This is a genomic window from Klebsiella sp. G-Nf4 (assembly GCF_002810615.1).
In the GTDB taxonomy this organism is placed as follows: Bacteria; Pseudomonadota; Gammaproteobacteria; order Enterobacterales; family Enterobacteriaceae; genus Klebsiella; species Klebsiella variicola.
In genome coordinates this window covers 117,198-138,400 of record NZ_PION01000002.1, presented here as the reverse complement: position 1 = coordinate 138,400, position 21,203 = coordinate 117,198, and the positions used below count along the sequence as shown (strand labels likewise).

Genomic DNA, 21,203 nt, shown 5'->3' with positions numbered 1-21,203 from the left:
CAGTCCGGGCAACGGGCTGCATTATTTTCCCATCGCCCGGATGCGGCCTCTCAGGGGGCTTCGCGCCCGGCGAAAATCTCCGCCAGGCCGCTGCGCCGCTCGGTGCGCGTCACAATGGCCTGGGAGAGCACCTGCTCGTCGGCATAGAGCGATAATCGCTGTTTCGCGCGGGTGATCGCTGTGTAGACCAGTTCGCGGGTCACCAGCGGGACGCTGCGCGCCGGCAGGATCAGCGCCGCATGTTCGAACTCGGAGCCCTGCGATTTATGCACGGTCATCGCCCAGGCGGTATCATGCTCCGGCAGGCGACTCGGCTGCACCGACTTGATGGTGCCGTCGGGCATCAGGAACCACACCCGCAGCTCGCCGTTGCGCTCCAGCGCTATGCCGATATCGCCGTTAAACAGCCCCAGCGCGCTGTCGTTGCGCGATATCATGATCGGTCGGCCGTCATACCAGCGGGAGTGGCGCGGCAGGGCGATCGCCCGCTGGCGGTTGAGCCGCTGCTCCAGCCGCTCATTGACGCCGCTCACGCCGTACGGCCCTTCGCGCAGCGCGCACAGCAGCTGGAATTCGCTGAAAGCGGCCAGCATGGCCTGCGGTTCGGCTCGCTCGCGGCGCAGCTGCAGGTAGCGCTCATAGCCCTGCTGGGCCGCGCCGAGCATGGCCTCGTACTCGTCGGTCGTGCTGAGGGGATGAAGCGCGATATCGTCAAACGGCTGGCGCAGCGTGGCCTTCACCTCCGCGCGTGCGCCAGCGTTCACCGCCCGCGCCAGGCTCCCGATGCCGGAGTGACTGCCGAAGCGATAGCTCTTTTGCAGCAGGCACAAACTGTCTCTCAGCGCGCCAGCGATAGTCCCCTCGCCCGCTGGCACCGGCGAACCGGTCAGCCGGGTCAGCTCCTGCGCCCGCGCGGCAGTGTAGCCCGAGCTCGCCCAGGCGCAGATATCCCCCAGCACCGCCCCCGCTTCCACGGAGGCCAGCTGGTCGCGATCGCCGAGGAAAATCACCCGCCCGTGGGCCGGCAGCGCGTCGATAAGCCGCGACATCATCGGCAGGTCAATCATTGAGGCTTCATCCACGACCAGCACATCCAGATGCAGTGGGTTGCCGGCGTGATAGCGCATGCGCTGGCTGCCGGGCTGGGCGCCCAGCAGACGATGCAGCGTGCTGGCCTCGGTGGGAATTAACGCTTTCTGCGCATCGGTCAGCGGCAGCTTTCTCAGCGCCGCGCCCAGCGATTCGGTCAGGCGCGCCGCCGCTTTCCCCGTCGGTGCCGCCAGGCGAATACGACAGCGCGGACTGTCGTCAATCTGGATCAGCGCCGCCAGAAGCTTCGCCACGGTGGTGGTTTTCCCGGTGCCGGGGCCGCCGGAGATCACCGAGATGCGGCGAGTCAGCGCCACCGCCGCGGCCACTTTTTGCCAGTCGGTTTCGCCAGTGGCGGGAAACAGCGCATTTAGCGTTGACGCCAGCCGCGCCTCATCCATCTCCAGCACCCGGTTGGCTTCGTTAAAGAAGCGGGCGACGGTCAGCTCGTTGCGCCACATCCGATTCAGATAGAGCCGGTCGCCGCACAAAATCATCGGCGTCGGGGCATCGCCACTGCTTACCGCCGATGAGGAAAGCAGCAATGCTGGCCAGTCCTCCGGCGCGCCAGCTTCGGCCAGCAGCCGATCGCGGATCTCCCCCGCTTTCCCGCTCAGCGCCTCATCGTCGTTCAGCCGCGAGAGCGGCAGGCAGACGTGCCCTTCTCCGGCATCCCGGCTCAGTAACGCCGCCGCCAGCTTAACCGCCGGCGGGTCGTTTTGCGCCACCATCAGGGCAAACTGGACGTCCAATGGCCGCAGCAGACGCTGCTCCACCGCGGCCAGCAGTAGTTGTTCGAAAGTCATGAGGCCTCCTCCTGCGTTTCGCCGGCAAAAAGCTGATCCAGACCGTCAATCAGCGGTCGTACCGGCCGGGTGGTGAAGATCCCCTGCCCGCCCTCCTGTCCGTCCATACCACGCAGGAAGAGATAAATCACGCCGCCGAAGTGGCGGTCATAGTCATAATCGGCCAGCCGGTGGCGCAGATAGCGGTGCAGCGCCAGGCTATACAGCTGATACTGCAGATCGTAGCGGTGGGCACGCATCGCCTGCTCCATCGCCGGCCGGGTGTAGGCCTCGCGATCTTCCCCCAGCCAGTTGGATTTGTAATCCAGCAGGTAATAACGGCCTTCGTGGCGGAAGACCAGATCGATAAAGCCCTTCAGCATGCCGCGCACCTGGCGGAAATCCAGAGGCGGCGTGTCGGCGGAGAGCGGATCGTACTGGCGGATAAGCGCGTCAAGGCGCTCCGCCGTCAGCAGCTGGGCGATAGGCAGGTAAAACGCCATCTCCACCTGTTTGTCCCGCGCCGCAAGCTGATTGAGCGCGATATCCGCCCCCGGCAGGCGGGTCTTCAGCACGCCGCCCAGCCAGTCGGTCAGCACCGGCGCCCACTGCGCATCAAACCCGCTCAGCTGCAGCTTCTCTGCCATCCATCCGTCGGGCACCGGCTGGGTGAAGTCCAGCTCCTCAAACAGGCTGTGCAGGAAGGTCCCCGGCGCGGCGCCGCGCGGGAACTGGTGTGGCGTCAACTGTGGCTCTTCCACGACTTCGCCGACGCCGGCGGCATCAACATCCAGGCGCGGCAGCAGATCCTGCCCGCCGCTGAAACCATGCTGCTGCAGTCCGGAGTAGCTGGTCACCCGCCAGTCGTCGGCGATGCGGCGCTGCAGCTCGCGCGCCGACAGCGGGGGGATGGTCGCCGCAGGCGCCTGCCACGGGGTCAGATCCAGCTCGCCCGGTCTCTGTAATGCAATATCGCCATGACAGAAGTCCGCCAGCCGCGCGGCCAGCCCGGCGGCGTCCATGGCTTCGCCCGCCTGCAACAGCCGCCCCAGCGCGCTGAGGTGGAAATCGCTGTTGCCAGATTTCCGGCTGCTGAGCGGCGCCACCCCGAGGCTGCAGTGCCAGACCGCGCGGGTCAGGGCGACGTACAGCAGGCGCAGATCTTCCGCCAGCCGTTCCGCCTCCGCCAGCTCGAGGCTGGATTCAGCCTGGCCCAGATCCAGCACCGCCGCGAAGGTGTCGCGATCGTGGTAGAACGCCTGGTCCTGTTTACGAAACCGGGCGATAAACGGCAGCCAGACCAGGGGATATTCCAGCCCTTTTGACTTGTGAATGGTGACAATTTGCACCAGGTGCTTATCGCTTTCGAGACGCATCTGCTGGCTGGCGGCGTTGCTGTCCGGCTCGGCGATATGCTGCGTCAGCCAGCGCACCAGGGCATGCTCGCTTTCCAGCTGGCTGGCCGCCTCCTGCAGCAGTTCGCTGATATGCAGAATGTCGGTTAAGCGCCGCTCGCCGCCGCGGGTCGCCAGCAGGTTCTCGGCGATATGCCGGGCCGTCATCAGCGCCCGCAACATCGGCATCACCCCACGCTGACGCCAGATCTGGCGGTATTCGCTGAACTCCTCCACCAGCGCGTCCCACGCCTGCTCATCCTGATTCAGGTTTTCAATATCCAGCGCGGTCAGGCCAAACATCGAGGTCGCCAGCGCACTGCGCAGGGTATTTTCCCGCTCCGGGGCCAGTACCGCCTGCAATAGCCAGAGCAGCTCCTGGGCCTCCAGCGTCTCGAAAACGCTGTCGCGGTTGGAGAGGTAGACCGAGGGAATGCCCAACGCCTGCAGCGCCTCACGCACCTGCGCCGCCTCCAGCCGGTTGCGCACCAGCACGGTGATATCCGAGGCTTGTACCGGGCGCGAGGTTTCGCCACGCCACAGCAGCGCGCGCCCCTGCTGGCCGGCGCTCAGCCAGTCGCGGATCTGCGTGGCGCAGAGCTGCGCCATAAACGTCTGATAATCGCCAGAGCCGACGGCATCGCCGGGCATCAGCCAGACGTTCATCGCCGGTACGTCCGCCGCGTCAACGGTAAAGCGCAGCCCCTGGTTCTTTGCCGCCGCCGTCACCGGCAGGAACGGGATCTCACGAAACATGAAGGGGTTATCGCTGAGGCTGAACAGCCGGTTGACGCTGCCCACCATGCCCGGCGATGAGCGCCAGTTGGTATCGAGGGTGTAGTGCGCGGCAACGTCGCCGCGCGCTTTCATATAGGTAAAGATATCGGCGCCGCGAAAGGCGTAGATGGCCTGCTTCGGATCGCCAATCAGCAGCAGCGCCGTCTCCGGCTGCTGGCGCCAGATGCGGCGGAAAATACGGTACTGCTGGGGGTCGGTGTCCTGAAATTCGTCGATCATCGCCACCGGAAAACGCTGGCGAATGGCGCTGGCCAGCGCCTCGCCGCTGTCGCCGCGCAGCGCCTCGTCAAGCCGACTAAGCATATCGTCAAACCCCAGCTCGCCGCGGCGGCGCTTTTCGCGCGCGACCGCATCGCGGATCTCGACCATCGCTCTCGCCAGCACCAGATCGGTGAGCGTTAGCGACGAGGCCAGAAGCGACTCCACGGCGCTAAACAGAGGGTGCACCGGCGGTTCGCCACCGGCTTTGGTGCGCTCATGCAGAAACGACTGGGCAAATTTCTCCAGCGCGTCGGGCAGCTGGTAGCTCAACGTCTCTTCCTGCGCCCAGGCGTTCACTTTCTCAATCCACTTGCCCTGGTTGCCACGATTGAACTTCCGCCGGTCGAGCCCGGAATTTTCCAGCACACCTTCGATCTCGCCCACCTGCTCGCGCCACTGCTGCTTGAGCGCGTCAATGCGGCCGATGATCTGACGATGGCGTTCGGCCAGCGTCTCGTCGGGGGCTGGCGGCGACTTAAGCTGCGGCGCTTCGCCCTGCAGCCAGCGGTCAAGGGACTTCAGCAGATCGCGCGGCCCTTTCCAGACGTCGTGGATCACCGCCGCGATATCACGGGTCAGCGGATAGCAGTGGCGGCGCCAGAAGTCAGCGCAGGCCTGATAGCGCAGGCGGGATTCATCCTCGATCAGCTGCTGCTCGAACAGCATGCCCGACTCGAAGGCGTTAAGGCTCAGCATCCGTTGGCAAAAGCCGTGGATGGTGAATACCGCTGCCTCGTCCATCTGCCGTTCGGCCAACAGCAGCGTCTTCGCGGCGTCGTCTTTATCGGCGATCTCCGCCAGCAGCGCGCTGTAGAGCGGGTTGTCGGATTCGCCGCGCAGGCAGGCGATGCGCAGTTCGTGGATGTTGCTGCGGATACGCCCGCGCAGCTCTTCGGTCGCCGCCTCGGTAAAGGTCACCACCAGCAACTCTTCAACGCTGATGGCGCGGGGATAGGCAGACTCGCCGCCCAGCCCCAGCAGCAGCCGCAGATACAGCGCGGCGATGGTAAAGGTTTTTCCGGTGCCCGCAGAGGCTTCTATCAGGCGCTCGCCCCTCAGGGGCAAGCGCAGGGGATCCAAAGACTCAGCGGTGTCGGTCATTCATTCTCTCGCATCAGGGGTAAGGATTGCTGCAATGCGCTGACGTTTTCCCACACGTTGCCGCCTTTCGGCTGGGCATAGTCCGCTTTGCCATTCTGGCTACCGGAAATCTGGGACAGTATCGTCATGCCCTGCGGATCCACCACCGTCTGATGGAAGAAGTCGGCAAGTTTTTGCGGCGTCAGCAGTTTAATCTGAGCCACTACTTTATCACGTGAATCAAAACGCATATTACCGCGATCGAAATCTTTGCTCAGTTTCGAGGCTTCATCGCCCAGCGTCTGCGGCGCCTGCAGCATCTGGCTTATCACCGCCTGCTGGAGCTGGGCAAACTCTTCCGGCTTCATCGCCCGCAGCTTCGCCTCCGCGGTGGGGAAGAAGGCCTGGAACCGCTGCCAGAGGAAGGCCGGCTGCTTATCGCTACTCTGCAGCAGGAAGCCCATGCCCCACTGGCGCCCCACGTTCATCGGGAAGGCAAAGACCGCATAGCCGAGCTGCTCTTCGGTACGCAGCTGGTTGTAGAACCACGGCTGAATAATCTGTCCCAGCAGGGTGCTGGCGGCGGTACTGCTGAACTCATCAACATTGGGCGGCGCGAACACCGCGGCCAGCGCGGAGTCGGTGCTGTTGCCCGCTTTGTTGAAGATCGCCAACTGCTGCCGGTTCACCACCACGTCTTTGTTGCGGCACCATTCGTTGCCGTCAGCGCCCAGCTGCTGCTGGATCTGGCGGGCCAGCGTCGTGGCGGCATCGGCGGTCATATTGCCGATCACCATCAGTTCAGGACGCCCCTTGGTTTTCAGGTTGGCGCGGTAGTCGAGCACCTCTTTAAGAGTGATGGAGGGCAGCAGTGCCCGGCGCACTTCGCGCTGGAAGTACGGCACCTGGGAGACCATCTGGATCGGCATTATCGCCTGATCGTAGGCTTTGCCTTTCTCGGCGGAGTCCATCATCTGCGCATACCAGGATTTGGCCTGCTCCAGCTGCTCCTCGGTCGGCGTATAGCTGAAGTATCCCTGCAACAGATCGCTGAACAGCGCCGGAAGGTGCTGGGTATAGCCGTTGGCATTAACCATTAATCCGTTATTAGCGCCGGTGGAGAACGAAATGCCGCCGACCGCCGCCTGGTTACTGAGCTGATCGAGGGCGATGCCGGCGAGATAATCGTTGAGGGCAAACATCACCTGCCGGCGAGCGCTGTCCATCGCCTGGGGATTACGCAGCACCAGGGAGATATCCGCCTTCGGCTCGCTGGCAAAATACTGGCTCGGGGCATACACCACCCGCAGCGTCGGTTCATCAAGGATCAGCTGCGGATGCGGCCAGGCTTTATCGCTTTTGATGAGGGTGAAATCATCCGGAATATAGGGGTTGAGCACCGGCAGCTGCAGCTGGATGGCCTGCGATTTTTGCTGCCAGTCAGCGAACGTCTGCTCGCTAATCTTATCCACCTGATACGGCGCATCGACAAAATAGGCCGTCTTGTTATGCGGCTCCTGGGGGCTGATATACCAGATACGGGCGTTCTGCGGGGTCATCATCGCCAGCCGGTCTTTGATCGCCTGCGGGTCGTACTGGTCGGCAATATTCACCACGTCCAGCGCATGCTCGACCGGCACCCGGATCATGGTATCCGCCAGCCATTCCACGTAGTCCATGTCGCGGTTGATCGACGGATAGCGGAAGTCCAGCGCCAGCACATGCGCCAGTTCGTCGAAGTACCGTTTGTCGATGCCCTGGGTACGCAGGAGATCAAGGTAGCTGAAAATGGCCGCCGTCACTTCGTCGCGGTGCGCCAGGCCTTTATCGGTGAGGGTGGCAGAGATCGCCAGCACACCGCTGTTGCCGTTTACCACCGGATCGGAATCGGCGCGGATACCTTCCGCCAGCCCCTGCTTTTGCAGCCAGTCGGAGAGTGTGCCCGGGCTGCGGTTGCCGATGAGATAGGTGACCAGCTCATCAGTTTTGCTGCGGAAGCGATCGCTGTTGTTGTCGATGCGAAACTCGACGCGCAGCACTTTGCGCGGCATCGCCGGCACATAGTGAATAATGATGCCTTTTTGCGCATCCGTTACCACCGGGACGGTAATTTCCGGCCTGCTGATCTGACGATTCGGCACGCGGCCAAAGGTGTCAGCAGCCATCCGCGCCAGCTCCGGCAACGGCTTGTTGCTGTAGATCACCGCTTTCATCAGGTTGGCGGAGTACCAGCTATCGCGGAAGGTATGCAGCGCATCAAGCACTGGACTGCCGGGCTTATCGCTGAGCGTCTCGAGGTTGCCACCGGAGAAGTGCGCCGCTGGGTGAGCCGGGTTGATGGTCTCCGCGCTGACCTGGGCCATACGCATCCCGTCTCGCGTCCGGGCCATCGTCAGCTCGGCGTTGACCGCGTTACGTTCGCGATCGGCATATTTCTTATCCAGCAGCGGCGCGGCGATGGCGTCGGCCAGGCGGTCTACGGCCCCGTCCAGCGCATCATTCTCCACTTCAAGATAAAACGCGGTGCGGTAGGGCGCGGTGCTGGCGTTATGGCTGCCGCCGTGCAGCTTAAGAAACTCTGCAAGGCTGTCAGGCTGGGGATATTTTTGCGACCCCATCAGCGTCATATGTTCCAGAAAATGCGCCAGCCCCTGATGATCGGCCGGATCCTGCAGGGATCCCACCGGCACCACCAGCGCCGACAGCGATTTCACCGCCTGCGGATCGGAGACCAGCAGCACGACCATGTCGTTATCAAGGCGGATCGCCTGATACTGACGCGTATCTTTTTCGCTTTTGCGGATCGTCTCCTGAATCGGCTGCCATCCGGTGTCGGCCTGACTAAACGGCGCCCAGAGGGCGGCCAGCACAACAAAAACCTTGAACCATAAACTGCGGGGCATTCACGAACCTCATCATTAACAAACTTGCGCTGCACAGCGTGCAGCCTTTTATGTCCATCAGTCCGTGATACGTTGCGCATAATAAATGAACCGCCATTCACTGCGCAATTTTTATACTATTTAAATTTGTGTGGACTGATGGTAACGATATAGCGGTAACAGATAACGCTGCGTCTGGGCAATGATTTCTTCGTAATGCGCCGGCTCCAGCGAACGCCACAGGCGTTGATACCAGATATCGGCGCCCTCCCCGCTGACCACCATGTTACCTTCGTAGGTCTGCAGGAATTTGCTCCGCGCTTTCTGCTGCGTCTCTTCGTCCATTAAGATGACATCCTTTTCGGCGTCGTAACAGGCTTTCAGCCAGGCACCACCGCTTTCCGGCAGCAGCAGCAGCGGCTGTGACATCCCCTGCAAATAGCCATCCACCAGCGCATTAAGGTACGCCTGCGCCTCGGCGGGCGCCAGCGCCGGGAAGCGCCACTCTCCCTCTTTACGCACAAACAGCCGGCTCTCGCCGGTGCCGCCGCAGGCACAGTAGACAAGATGTTCCAGCCAAAGTTGCATCCCCTGGGAGACGCTCAGCAGCGAAGGCCGCCAGCGCAGCAGCCCGTCCGGCTGCACCTGCTGCAGCCAGCCGGTGAGATTTACGCTGCCGCACTGGAGATCGATCTCCATACTCTGCGCCTGCTGGCGCTCGGCCATCACTCGCTCGGCCAGGGCCTGCATCTCCAGGCGCTGCGTCTCCCAGACCAGCTCGCCAAAGGCGCCATACGGCAGCTCGCCGGCGGCGCGAAAGCGGCGGAACATAGCCGAGACGTCCTGCTCCTCGATAAGTGTATTGAGCAACTGCTGATTCAGTTGATAACGGCTCAGCCCTTCAAGAGTGAAGGGTTCGTCGTCAGGAATATCGTCCTCTTCCGCGCGGAAATTGACCCGCAGACGCTGCTGAAAGAATGCGCGAACCGGGTGCTGCCAGAAACGCAGGAGCTGCTCGAACGGCAGGCTGTCAATCGGCGGCGCAGTGAGCGGCTGAATGAAGTCGTTATGCGCTTCCCCCTGCTGACCGGCGGCGGCCAGCCATTCGCGGGCGTAGCTTTTGTTCTCGTCCTCCTGAAAATTGGCGACGTCGAACGGCATGCGCGTATGCAGATGGGTGATATGAGCTTTGACACGGGCTTCGCTGGCGTCACAATCAAGCGCCTCGTCGCCAGCGAGACAGTGGCTCTGGCCGATATAATCCGCCAGCTCCTGCACCAGCACCGAGGGAAAGCGCTCGCTGTTGTCCTGGATCGAACGGCCGATGTAGCTGATATACAGCGTCTGTTCGGCGGACATCAGCGCTTCGAGGAACAGATAGCGGTCATCATCACGCCGGCTGCGGTCGCCGCGCTGCGGCTTCTGGCTCATCAAATCAAAGCCCAGCGGTGGCAGCGTTCGCGGATAAACCCCGTCGTTCATCCCCAGCAGGCAAACCACTTTGAAAGGAATAGAGCGCATCGGCATCAGGGTGCAGATGTTGACCGGGCCAGCAAGAAAGCGCTGACTGATCCGCTGCTGATCCAGACGCTGGGCCAGTTCGTCGCGCAGCAGCGTCAGTGGCACCTGGTCGCCATACTGTGCTTCCAGACCGCTATCAATAACCGCCAGCCATTGTTGCTCAATCAGCGCCAGCGCCGCTTCGGTCTCGCTGTCCGGCAGGAAAAAGTCATTCAGCAGATCGCGACAGACCGGCAGCCACTCCGCCAGCGGCCGCTGCTGGGCGAGGCCGCGTCGCCACAGATTAAGCTGCATCAGCAGCGACGCGAGGTTGCCCACCAGTTCGGCGATCAAACCGCTGGATTCGTCATACGGCAGCACCGACTGCCATTCTCCCTCGCGGCTGTCCATGGCGTAGCCCAACAGCATGCGGGTGAGGCCGAACCGCCAGGTATGCTGCCCGGTCGCCGGCAGGTCCAGCTCGCGGACGTTGTCGTCATCCATTCCCCAGCGCACCCCGGACTCGTTCACCCACTGACGCAGGTAGCGCAGCCCTTCTTCCGTGATATTAAAGCGCGCCGCCAGCACCGGGACATCCAACAGCGCCAGCACATCTTCGCTGGCGAAGCGGCTGTCCGGCAACGAGAGCAGCGTAATAAACGCCTGCAGCACCGGGTGCGACTCGCGGGCGCGGCGGTCGGAGATCGCCCACGGCAGCCAGCGATCGCCGCTGGCCGCGCCAAACACCGCCTGTATGTAGGGGCTGTAGCTGTCGATATCCGCCACCATGACGATGATATCCCGCGGCGTGAGCGTCGGATCCGCCTCCAGCATCGCCAGCAGCCGATCGTGCAGAACCTCCACTTCGCGCTGCGGACTGTGGCAGACGTGAATGCTCAGACTGCGGTCATCCAGCGCCAGCGGACGTTTGTCGCGACTGTGGGCGAACGCCTCTGCGCTCTGCCCGGCCACCGCCGCGTTGCGCAGTTCGAGGATATCCGACTGCAGGTTATGCAACAGGTTATCAGGAGCAATATCGACAAAGGCGTCCAGCTCCTCATAGCGCTCCAGCCCTGCCAACAGGTAGATATAATCACGCCCCAGTTTGCCCCAGGAGGCGAGCAATGGGTTGCCGACATCCTGCTCCCCGGCGTCATTAAACAACCCTGGCGCCTGCTCGGTATCGCGAAACAGGGGTAGCGCGCGCGCCTCGCGGTGATGGCGTCGCTGGCGCGACAACAGCTTCGCCAGGAACGCCGGATCCTTAATGTCTCCCCAGTAGTAGCGGCAGGGGTTGGTGAACAGCACATAGACATCAACATGCTTACCCAGCGCCTGCAGCGCCTGCAGGTAGACCGGCGGCAGCGCAGAAATCCCGCAGATGAAAACACGCGACGGCAGCCCGGCGGGTGGTTCGTCCGCTTTCTCCAGGGTGCTGATAAAGCGCTGGTAGAGATTGGCGCGGTGCCACTGTGGTTGCCCTAGCTCGGCGGTGTAGCTCACCAGCGCCTGCCACAGCGGCGCCTGCCACTGCTGTGCGTCGCCGAGGCCATCAACCCGCTGGTCGGCCTCCCAGCGCATCAGCCACTCCGGGCGATAGACGAGGTACTGGTCATAGAGGTCCGCCACCCGGGCTGCCAGCTGAAACAACTTGCGCTTGTCACCGTCATCGCTCAGATACTGGCGCAGCAAGATAAAATCGTCTTCCTCCAGGTGCTGCGGCAGGAGGGTCATCAGCTTCCAGCTCATGTTCTGCTTGCTGAAGGCGCTTTCACCCGGAATATCTTTCAGGACGCGCACAAACATGTCCCAGATAAAGCTCGCCGGCAGCGGGAACTCGATATTGGCGGCAATCCCGAAGCGCGAGGCCAGGGTCATCTGCAGCCACTGCGCCATGCCGGTACTCTGCACCAGCACCATTTCGGCCTGAAAAGGGTCATCCAGCCGCTGGCGCTCGACGATAAATTCCATCAACGCCTCGAGAACATCCAGCCGGTTTGAGTGGTATACCCTTAACATAATTGCTCCTGACTACTGACTGACCGAGCAATGCAGCCGGGTCATCTGCGCCCGCTTTGCAACGGGCCTGCTGATCGTTACCGTGATGCTGACACATCTTTGCGTCGATGTCTGCATACGGCTTACCTGCCCGTGTTCCGGCGACGGCGGCGCGGAGAGCTGGCTATAGCGCCACGCGTCGCGCCACAGCTGACGCGTCTGGTTCAACTGGTGAACCCCTTGCGCCATTCCGCGCTGATAGCCGCCCAGCGCGGTAACCGTCAGCACCATCAGCGCCATCGCCAGCACGGTCTCCGGCAGGCTAAACCCCCGCTGACGCTTCAGGGCATTTGACATAAGCTCACCTCCCTGAGAGGGCAAAAATCGCTCCAGCCGTGGGCGGAAAAACGCACCTGTCCGCCGCGCACCTCGCCGGACTGCCAGACCTGCACCTCGCCGCTGGCGCTACTGAGCAGCAGCGAACCGTCGCTGAAGATACGCAGACAGGCACGCCAGCCCTGCTGTGCCTGCTCCCGGCAGGCCAGTGGCACCTGCGCCGACCAGGCCTGCTGTTTTCCCCACTGCAGCGCCGAATGGGCGATGGCCGTATCGCGGATTGCCTGCGTTTCGCTGGCAGTTCGCGCCAGCAGCGCCCGCTGCTGCAGGTTGAGCCCCTCGAGTAACAGGCTGCCGAGAGTCAGCAACAGGAGCACCATCAGCAGCGACGACATCCCACGCTGGCGGATCACAGGTTATACCCCGTCACCCGCTGCTCCACCTCACTCACCAGCCCCGCCTGCCGGGCAGAGCGCGCCGCCAGCGTCACGCTCAGCTCCGGCGCAAAGCCCGTGGTGACCAGACGCTGTACCGAGAAGCGCGTCACTACGATAGCGGCCGGGTTGGTGATTTTTTCCCATCCGCTGTCGCGGCAGTCGCTGGCCCCGCGCAAGGTCTCCAGCGCACCGTCGCGCAGGCGAAAGCCAGTACTCTCCGCCATTGCCGCAGGGGAGGTTTCCCATCTCCCGTTGCTGTTCGCATCCCAGCGCACAATCAGGCACTCGCCGCCGGCGGTTAGCTCCAGCCCGGATCCGCCGCACGCTCCCCGGCAGTACCCGGCGCGCTGCAGGTGTTTCCCCACGGCATGCACGCGCTGCCACAGCTCATTCTCCAGGGTCAGCTGTTCGCCCTGGCGCAGAATATGGCGCTGCAGGGCAGGCAGAAAGCGGCAGGCTCCGATCAGCAGCAGCGAGCCAATTGCCATGGCGATAAGCGCCTCCGCCAGGGAAAATCCGCGGCGGCTCACTGGCATCCTCCTGTGCTGTCGCTGGGGCATAAACGAATCCGCCCCCAGTGTGAGATCACGATGCTCCAGCTGCCGGCCGCGCTCTGCAGCCGCAGATTCCCCGCCCAGGCGGTGCTGCGCAGACCATAAAACCCGAGACCAGGCGTAACACCGACCAGCGTGATCCCCGGCCAGCGCGGGCGCAGCGTGAAGGCCGACCCGGCGGTGCAGTCAGCCCCTTCCCCCTGCGCACTCAGGCACCAGCCCTGCTCGTCCTGGCCGACGCGAAGCACACGGTCACGGTTGTACGCGTTGGCGTCATCGCGCAGAAAGACCAGAAAATCCCGCACCTGGGCGGCGGTTTGCCACAATCGTTGCTGTTGCTGCCAGCGCTGCCAGCCGTACAGGCCGCCGACGCTGAGGATCATCATCAATGTCAGTGTTACCAGGGTTTCCATCAGGGTATAGCCATGTTCTCTGTTCATGGCGTCGAGTATGCCGCGGCGGTTGGCCCTGGCGCGACGACGGAAAATAGCTTTCCCGGCCAGATACGCAAAAAAGGTTTGCATACTCGACAGAAGAACATTTTTTTGCGAGCGTCTACCCAACTTCGCCCACCGCAACCGCCGGGGGCAGTGGGCAGGCTGAAGCGACCTTATCCCTGTGGCTATGAAGATAGCCTCCATTCTGATGGTGCAAAAGGCATAAAAAAACCGGCGCCATCGGGCGCCGGTTGGTCATCTCTGCAGGGGGGTTAAATCGCCACCGGCGCTTTAATGCCCGGATGCGGATCGTAACCTTCAATCTCGAAGTCTTCAAAACGGTAGTCGAAAATGGACGCCGGCTTGCGTTTGATGACCAGCTTCGGCAGCGGACGCGGTTCGCGGCTCAACTGCAGGTTGGTCTGCTCAAGATGGTTGCTGTACAGATGGGTGTCGCCACCCGTCCAGACGAAATCACCGACCTGCAGATCGCACTGCTGCGCCACCATATGCACCAGCAGCGCGTAGCTAGCGATGTTAAACGGCAGGCCGAGGAACACGTCACAGGAGCGCTGGTACAGCTGGCAGGAGAGCTTGCCGTCGGCGACGTAGAACTGGAAAAAGGCGTGGCACGGCGCCAGGGCCATTTTATCCAGCTCGCCGACGTTCCACGCCGAGACGATGATCCGGCGGGAGTCCGGGTCGTTTTTCAGCTGGTTCATCACCGTGGTGATCTGGTCGATATGACGACCGTCCGGCGCAGGCCAGGAGCGCCACTGTTTGCCGTAGACCGGCCCCAGGTCGCCGTTTTCATCTGCCCACTCATCCCAGATCGTGACGTTGTTGTCGTGCAGATAGGCGACGTTGGTGTCACCCTGCAGGAACCACAGCAGTTCATGGATGATGGAGCGTAAATGACAGCGCTTGGTGGTCACCAGCGGGAAGCCTTCCTGCAGGTTAAAACGCATCTGATGGCCGAAAATAGAGATCGTGCCAGTGCCGGTGCGGTCATTTTTTGGCGTGCCCTCGGTGAGCACTTTCTGCATCAAATCAAGATACTGTTTCATGGTTCCTCAAGAATTCTGTTGCTGCGGACGGCGGCGGTAAGCCCAAACCATCATAATGATACCCGCAAGCACCATCGGGATCGAAAGAATCTGCCCCATGCTGATGTACTGCACCCAGCCGCCGGTGAACTGAGCGTCGGGCTGGCGGAAAAATTCCACGATAATGCGGAACAGGCCGTAGCCAATCAGGAACAGACCGGAAACGGAGCCGGTCGGGCGCGGTTTACGGATAAACAGGTTCAGGATCAGGAACAGCACCACGCCTTCCAGCGCCAGCTCGTACAGCTGCGACGCGTGACGCGGCAGCGCGCCGTAGGTATCGAACAGCGATTGCCATTCCGGATGCGTCGGCAGCAGCGCCAGGTCTTCGGCACGGGAGCCCGGGAAAATCATCGTGTAGTGGAAGCTCGGGTCCACGCGGCCCCACAGCTCACCGTTGATAAAGTTGCCCAGACGCCCGGCGCCAAGGCCAAACGGGATCAGCGGCGCGATAAAATCGGAGACCTGGAAGAAGGTGCGTTTGGTGCGTTTGGCGAAGATAATCATCACCAGGATCACGCCGATCAGGCCGCCGTGGAACGACATGCCGCCGTCCCAGACGCGGAACAGATACAGCGGATCGGCAAGGAATACCGGCAGGTTGTAAAACAGCACGTAGCCGATACGGCCGCCCAGGAAGACGCCGAGGAAACCCGCGTAGAGCAGGTTTTCCACTTCATTTTTCGTCCAGCCGCTGCCCGGACGATTAGCGCGACGGGTGGCCAGCCACATCGCAAAGACAAAACCCACCAGGTACATCAAACCGTACCAGTGGAGGGAGACCGGGCCTAGAGAAAAAATGACCGGATCGAACTCCGGAAAATGCAGGTAGCCACTATTCATCTGTCACCATAAAGACTTGTTATTCCGCCGAAAGTGGACAGCGGTGATGATCTATGCCCGATAAAAACGGGCACGCCGAAGGAGGCGAATCATAGCATAAGCCTGGGGTGCGATCCGCGCCGAACGTGTAAAAGATATGTATACGGATGCTAACAGAATGCCGTTTTCCCGGCGGTACCCTCATTTTGCCGGATGGCGCGAACAGAGGATCCCCGGGTTACGGCTTACGCCTCACCCGGGCTACCGCTATCGCCCACCGCGGATCAGGCCGCCGAGACCGCGACGCTCCATAAAGGCCGCCACCTGATGGCGCACCTCGGCGGTCATCTGGGCATCGAGGCTGCGTCGCGACAGCTCCTGCGCCTCTTCGATATCAATGCGGCGCAGCAGATATTTCACCCTCGCCACCGAGCGGCCGTTCATCGACAGATGGCGATAACCGAGGCCGATAAGGATCGTCACGCACATCGGGTCGCCGGCCATCTCGCCGCACAGTCGCAGATCGATGCCAAAGCGCTCCGCGTCATGGGCAATCATCGCCAGCGCCCGCAATACCGCCGGATGCAGGCTGTCATACATACTGGCGACCCGGGTATTGTTGCGGTCGACGGCCAGCAGGTACTGGGTCAGGTCGTTCGTCCCTACCGAGATAAAATCGATCCGACTGGCCAGCTGCGGCAGCATAAAGACCATCGACGGGACCTCCAGCATCACCCCCAGGCGTGGACGTGGGATGGCGTAGCCGATCATCTCTTCCACTTCCCGGCTGGCGCGGTCGATCAGCCGACGGGCCTCATCCACCTCCTCCAGACTGGTCACCATCGGCAGCAAAATGCTGAGGTTGCCGGTGGCGGCGTTGGCGCGCAGCATCGCCCGCACCTGGATCAAAAAGATCTCCGGCTGATCGAGGGTGATGCGGATCCCGCGCCAGCCGAGGCACGGGTTCTCTTCACTGATCGGCATATACGGCAGCTGTTTATCCGCGCCGATGTCCAGGGTACGCAGGGTCACCGGTTTGCTGTTAAACATCTGCAGCATGCCCTGATACTGCGAGACCTGCTCCTCTTCAGAGGGGAAGCCGCTCTGCAGCATAAAGGGAATTTCGGTACGGTAGAGGCCAATGCCGTCAACAAAGCTGCCGAGCTTCTCTTCGTGCTCCGGGCTTAAGCCGGCGTTGAGCATGACTTTCACCCGCTCGCCGCTTTTCAGCTCCGACGAGCGCTGGAGATCGTCCTCCGCCAGGCGGCTGAGCTCGTTCTCTTCGCTAATAAGGCGCTGATATTCCTGCAACAGGACAGGTTCGGGATCCACCAGCAGCTCACCGCGATAGCCATCGACAATCAGGGTATGGCCATGCAGCAGAGAGGGCTGGATATCGGCGCCCATCACCGTCGGGATCCCGAGGGCGCGTACCATAATGGCGGCATGGGAGTTGGCGGCGCCATCGCGCACCACCACGCCGACCAGACGATCCTGCGGCACTTCGGCGAGGGTGGTGGCCGACAGCTCGTCCGCCACGAGGATAATGCGCGCCGGCCAGGTGTTGGGCCCCTGAATGCTGTCGTCGAGATGGAACAGCAGACGCTGACCCAGGGTACGCAGATCGCCGGCCCGCTCTTTCAGATAACCGTCGCTGAGCGCGGCAAACTGTTCGGCGAACTTCTCAATGATCTTTTTGACCGCCCACTCGGCCACCGCGCCTTTGTCGACTTCGGCAAACAGCTCGCGACGCAGGCGGGCGTCAGAGAGGAGGTGCGAGTAGAGATCGAAGATCGCCGCCGTCTCTTTTTGCGCGCCGGCAGCATAGCGTTTGCTGTAGCGACGAAATTCGTTAGCCGCCTCTTCCAGCGCGCCGGTCAGGCGTTCGCGTTCCGAGGCAGTGTCCAGTGTCGAGGCTTCATACACCTGCTCCATCAACGGCAGGCTGACGTCCATCCAGCCCTCGGCAATCGCCACCCCGGAAGAGGCCGGCAGGGCGCGAATGCGCGTCTGACGATACTGGCCGAACAGGGCGTTCAGCTGGGACTGGGAGAGGATCGCCGCCATCTGGGTGGCGAGGGTAACGAGGAAAGACTCTTCGCTTTCATCAAACTGACGCAGCTCGCGCTGCTGGACCACCAGCACGCCCAACAGCTGGCGGCGCTGAATGATCGGCACGCCAAGGAAGGCGCGGAAGCGGTCCTCTTTGACGGCAGGGATATATTTGAAGCTGGGGTGTTTTTGCGCATCGGCGAGGTTGATGGGCTCCGCCAGGCGGCCAACCAGACCCACCAGGCCTTCATCGAACGCCAGCGCAACGGTGCGCCCGCGAGGTTTTTTTAACCCGCGGGTGGCCATCAGGTAATAGCAGCGTCGGTCATTGTCAGCCAGGTAAACCGAGCAGACTTCCGTCTCCATCGCCTGGCAGACATCCGTCACCAGAATATCCAGCGCCTCGTTTAAACGCGGCGCACTCGCGACCTTCTCGACTATTTCTCGCAACCGAGTGAGCATAATGTGCGTGGCTTAACCTCTTTTACGTCGATAAGCAGGCGCGCTTTGCGGCTTAGGTGCACTCTCCGCCAGCGACATGGTCACGCTGGCGAACTCTTTCATCACCCGGCGGTAGACGTCGCGCTTGAACGACACCACCTGGCGAACCGGGTACCAGTAACTCACCCAGCGCCAACCATCAAATTCTGGTGTACTGCTGGTTTGCATATTGATGTCCGCATCGTTGCCGATCAACTGCAAAAGAAACCACTTTTGTTTCTGGCCGATACAAACCGGCTTTGTGTCCCAACGCACCAAACGTTTAGGCAACTTGTAACGCAGCCAGTTACGGGTTGAGGCAAGGATCCGCACATCTTTACGGCTTAACCCGACCTCTTCAAACAATTCCCGATACATCGCCTGCTCTGCGGATTCTCCTGGATTTATGCCCCCTTGCGGGAACTGCCACGAGTGCTGACCATAGCGTCGGGCCCACATGACCTGGCCCTGACGATTACAGATTACAATACCGACATTTGGGCGGTAGCCATCGTCATCAATCACCGGACTACCTCAAGATAAGCTTCAATGTGAATGATTGTTTCACACTCGCCGGAAACGGTAAACCACTCTGTTCGCACACTGAGAACGGATAACATTTGAATAACTCACAGTAATTGCCAGAGTTATAAACAATGAATGCGGTTGGCGCCCTATTTTATTCACTTTTTCTGTGGATAGAGTTGTGAAGAAGTACGGAATTACCCCGGGAAAACCCGGAGTAATCTGAACATCGCACCGCTAACACCTTAAAATAATGATAGCATATTCATTAAGTTAGAATATATTCCTTTCACTTATTACAGCGTAACGTGACGATCATCACATATGCGATCCGCTGACTGATGAAAGATCGAGCAATGTCGATTTTATCCACAGATTACGCGCAGACCGCGGGCAGGTTTTCTCTAAAATTTCGATTTTCGTCGCACGTCAAGGCTGTAAATCGAACCAGTAGTGAGGCTTTTCCCCAGTTATCCCACTTTTCTGTGGATAACATGGTGTAAGATCCTGTTTATTGTCAGTGACCAGTTCTGGAAAACCTGTTTTCACGGTTTTCACCCGCGGCGCAATAAGTTTAAAAACTCATATAAATCATGATATTGGTATAGTTACTCAGAAAACGGTAAACTCTATCCACAACGCGCAAAAATAGCGCTCATTTTTTAGCCAAAGGTAGCGCCCTATGCCCACTATCGCCCCTCTCTCCTCGCCGCCGCAAAGTCAGGAACAGTTGCTGGCCCAGGCCCGTCAGCTGGCTGGCTATTCGCTGGGCGAGCTGGCGGCGCTGGCCGGGATCCCCATTCCGCGCGATCTGAAACGCGATAAAGGCTGGACGGGCATTCTGCTGGAGCTGTGGCTGGGCGCCAGCGCAGGCAGTAAACCCGAGCAGGATTTCGCCGCGCTGGGGGTCGAGCTCAAAACGATCCCCATCGACAGCCAGGGACGTCCGCTGGAGACCACCTTCGTCTGTGTCGCCCCGTTAACCGGCAATAGCGGCGTCACCTGGGAGAGCAGCCATGTGCGGCATAAGCTGCAGCGCGTCCTGTGGATCCCGGTGGAGGGTGAGCGCACCATCCCGCTGGCGGCGCGTCGCGTCGGCGCACCACTGCTGTGGAGCCCCGACGAAGACGAGGAGCGCCAGTTGCGCATGGACTGGGAGGAACTGATGGATCTCATTGTTCTGGGCGAAGTTGAGCGCATTACCGCCCGCCACGGCGAGGTGCTGCAGTTAAGACCGAAAGCCGCCAACAGCAAGGCGCTGACCGAGGCCATCGGCGCGCACGGGGAGACGATCCTGACGCTGCCGCGCGGCTTTTACCTGAAAAAGAATTTTACCGCCGCCCTGCTCGCCCGCCATTTCTTGTTACAACACGATTAATTTTTTGTTCTGCGTTAGGGCTTGCATATAATTGCTGCTTTCTATTTTGCAGGACTTTGAACAATGTTATTTGCATGGATAACCGATCCTAACGCCTGGCTGGCGCTGGGCACGTTGACGCTGCTGGAGATCGTGCTCGGGATCGATAATATAATTTTTCTCTCTCTGGTCGTGGCCAAGCTCCCCACCGCCCAGCGCGCCCATGCGCGTCGGATCGGCTTAATGGGGGCGATGATCATGCGCCTGGCGCTACTGGCCTCTATCGCCTGGGTGGTGAAACTGACTAACCCGCTGTTCAGTGCCTTCGGACAGGAGATTTCGTTTCGCGACCTGATCTTGCTGCTCGGCGGACTGTTCCTTATCTGGAAGGCCAGTAAAGAGATCCATGAATCTATCGAAGGTGAAGAAGAGGGGCTGAAGACGAACGTCCACTCCTTCCTCGGCGCTATCGTGCAGATCATGCTGCTGGATATCATCTTTAGCCTCGATTCAGTGATCACCGCCGTCGGCCTGTCGGATCATCTGTTCATCATGATGGCGGCGGTAGTGATTGCGGTGGGGGTGATGATGTTCGCCGCGCGACCTATCGGCGATTTTGTTGACCGTCATCCTTCGGTGAAAATGCTGGCGCTGTCGTTTCTGATCCTCGTCGGCTTTACCCTGATGCTTGAAAGCTTCGACGTCCATGTGCCGAAGGGATACATCTACTTCGCCATGTTCTTCTCTATTGCGGTGGAGAGCCTTAACCTGCTGCGCAATAAGAAAAACCCGCTGTAAACCACAAAATTGCAGCCTGGTCACAGGCTGCAACCCTTTTTCAGACTTTACTGCTTTTTATGTCTCACAAATCAGGCTATTAATAGACGGGTATGGGGTGCAGCTACTCAAGAGGTGATGACGATGAAAAAATGGGCAGTATTGATTTCCGCCGTAGGACTGGCGTTCTCGGTTTCCGGTTGCAGCAGCGATTACGTCATGGCGACCAAAGATGGGCGAATGATCCTGACCGACGGTAAACCTACCGTGGATGACGATACCGGTTTAATCAGTTACGAAGATCAGCAGGGTAATAAAATGCAGATCAATCGTGACGACGTTTCGCAAATCATTAAGCGTTAATCTTTCCCCGTCGGCCCCAGCCTCTGTTGACGCTGCGCTTACCGACAACCAGTCTTTTGAGAAGAGTCGGGATACACCAGGACACCGCGGGTTCCACCCACCGCCCCTCCTCGTCACCCGGCTTTTTTGATTTTTTACTTCCTCTTTTTCTCACCCTCTGCCATGTTGAT

The 21,203-nt window shown here is 60.7% G+C and carries 16 protein-coding genes; 4 read left to right on the top strand and 12 right to left on the bottom strand.

Annotated elements, in window-relative coordinates:
- Window positions 1-50: 50 nt before the first annotated feature.
- From recD to rppH, 12 genes are all read right to left on the bottom strand, one after another.
- Entirely contained in the window at window positions 51-1,895 is a 1,845-nt protein-coding gene (recD, locus tag CWM57_RS06740) for an exodeoxyribonuclease V subunit alpha (protein ID WP_074387667.1), read from the bottom strand.
- The gene (recB, locus tag CWM57_RS06735) at window positions 1,892-5,428 is read right to left on the bottom strand and encodes an exodeoxyribonuclease V subunit beta (RefSeq protein WP_100675813.1); all 3,537 of its coding nucleotides are present in this window, start codon (window positions 5,426-5,428) and stop codon (window positions 1,892-1,894) included. Before recB ends, recD begins: the two co-directional genes overlap by 4 nt.
- Entirely contained in the window at window positions 5,425-8,310 is a 2,886-nt protein-coding gene (ptrA, locus tag CWM57_RS06730; protein WP_100675812.1) for a pitrilysin, read from the bottom strand. The genes recB and ptrA overlap by 4 nt, the downstream gene beginning before the upstream one ends.
- A 120-nt stretch (window positions 8,311-8,430) precedes the next feature.
- A complete protein-coding gene (recC, locus tag CWM57_RS06725; RefSeq protein WP_100675811.1) occupies window positions 8,431-11,808 on the bottom strand; it encodes an exodeoxyribonuclease V subunit gamma in 3,378 nt (1,125 codons plus the stop codon).
- A 12-nt stretch (window positions 11,809-11,820) separates the two neighbouring features.
- Window positions 11,821-12,144, bottom strand: a complete 324-nt coding sequence (locus CWM57_RS06720) for a prepilin-type N-terminal cleavage/methylation domain-containing protein (RefSeq protein WP_100675810.1) — start codon at window positions 12,142-12,144, stop codon at window positions 11,821-11,823.
- Window positions 12,129-12,536 (bottom strand): DUF2509 family protein, encoded by a 408-nt coding sequence (locus tag CWM57_RS06715; RefSeq protein WP_100631302.1) that lies wholly within the window; start codon window positions 12,534-12,536, stop codon window positions 12,129-12,131. The genes CWM57_RS06720 and CWM57_RS06715 overlap by 16 nt, the downstream gene beginning before the upstream one ends.
- On the bottom strand, window positions 12,533-13,090 hold the full coding sequence (locus CWM57_RS06710; protein ID WP_229588981.1) for a prepilin peptidase-dependent protein: 558 nt from the start codon (window positions 13,088-13,090) through the stop codon (window positions 12,533-12,535). Before CWM57_RS06710 ends, CWM57_RS06715 begins: the two co-directional genes overlap by 4 nt.
- Window positions 13,087-13,638, bottom strand: coding sequence for a prepilin peptidase-dependent protein (locus CWM57_RS06705; protein WP_077268446.1), 552 nt, complete (start codon window positions 13,636-13,638; stop codon window positions 13,087-13,089). The genes CWM57_RS06710 and CWM57_RS06705 overlap by 4 nt, the downstream gene beginning before the upstream one ends.
- A gap of 185 nt (window positions 13,639-13,823) precedes the next feature.
- On the bottom strand, window positions 13,824-14,618 hold the full coding sequence (gene thyA / locus CWM57_RS06700; protein WP_074387660.1) for a thymidylate synthase: 795 nt from the start codon (window positions 14,616-14,618) through the stop codon (window positions 13,824-13,826).
- A 6-nt stretch (window positions 14,619-14,624) separates the two neighbouring features.
- Window positions 14,625-15,500 (bottom strand): prolipoprotein diacylglyceryl transferase, encoded by an 876-nt coding sequence (lgt, locus tag CWM57_RS06695; RefSeq protein ID WP_061153416.1) that lies wholly within the window; start codon window positions 15,498-15,500, stop codon window positions 14,625-14,627.
- Window positions 15,501-15,746: 246 nt separating this feature from the next.
- The gene (gene ptsP / locus CWM57_RS06690; RefSeq protein WP_074387659.1) at window positions 15,747-17,993 is read right to left on the bottom strand and encodes a phosphoenolpyruvate--protein phosphotransferase; all 2,247 of its coding nucleotides are present in this window, start codon (window positions 17,991-17,993) and stop codon (window positions 15,747-15,749) included.
- Between the two features lie 12 nt (window positions 17,994-18,005).
- Window positions 18,006-18,536 (bottom strand): RNA pyrophosphohydrolase, encoded by a 531-nt coding sequence (rppH, locus tag CWM57_RS06685; protein ID WP_004205443.1) that lies wholly within the window; start codon window positions 18,534-18,536, stop codon window positions 18,006-18,008.
- A gap of 453 nt (window positions 18,537-18,989) precedes the next feature.
- Here rppH and CWM57_RS27475 point away from each other — a divergent pair, with 453 nt between their 5' ends.
- The 4 genes from CWM57_RS27475 (at window position 18,990) to CWM57_RS06665 (ending at window position 21,033) form a co-directional block, all read left to right on the top strand.
- Window positions 18,990-19,133: a hypothetical protein gene (locus CWM57_RS27475; RefSeq protein WP_165451949.1), complete on the top strand. Its 144-nt coding sequence runs from the start codon at window positions 18,990-18,992 to the stop codon at window positions 19,131-19,133.
- Window positions 19,134-19,218: 85 nt separating this feature from the next.
- Window positions 19,219-19,914, top strand: a complete 696-nt coding sequence (mutH, locus tag CWM57_RS06675; RefSeq protein ID WP_047666896.1) for a DNA mismatch repair endonuclease MutH — start codon at window positions 19,219-19,221, stop codon at window positions 19,912-19,914.
- Window positions 19,915-19,977: 63 nt separating this feature from the next.
- Window positions 19,978-20,691 (top strand): TerC family protein, encoded by a 714-nt coding sequence (locus CWM57_RS06670; RefSeq protein ID WP_074387658.1) that lies wholly within the window; start codon window positions 19,978-19,980, stop codon window positions 20,689-20,691.
- A 123-nt stretch (window positions 20,692-20,814) separates the two neighbouring features.
- Window positions 20,815-21,033, top strand: coding sequence for a YgdI/YgdR family lipoprotein (locus tag CWM57_RS06665; RefSeq protein ID WP_002915974.1), 219 nt, complete (start codon window positions 20,815-20,817; stop codon window positions 21,031-21,033).
- The last annotated feature ends 170 nt before the right edge of the window (window positions 21,034-21,203 follow it).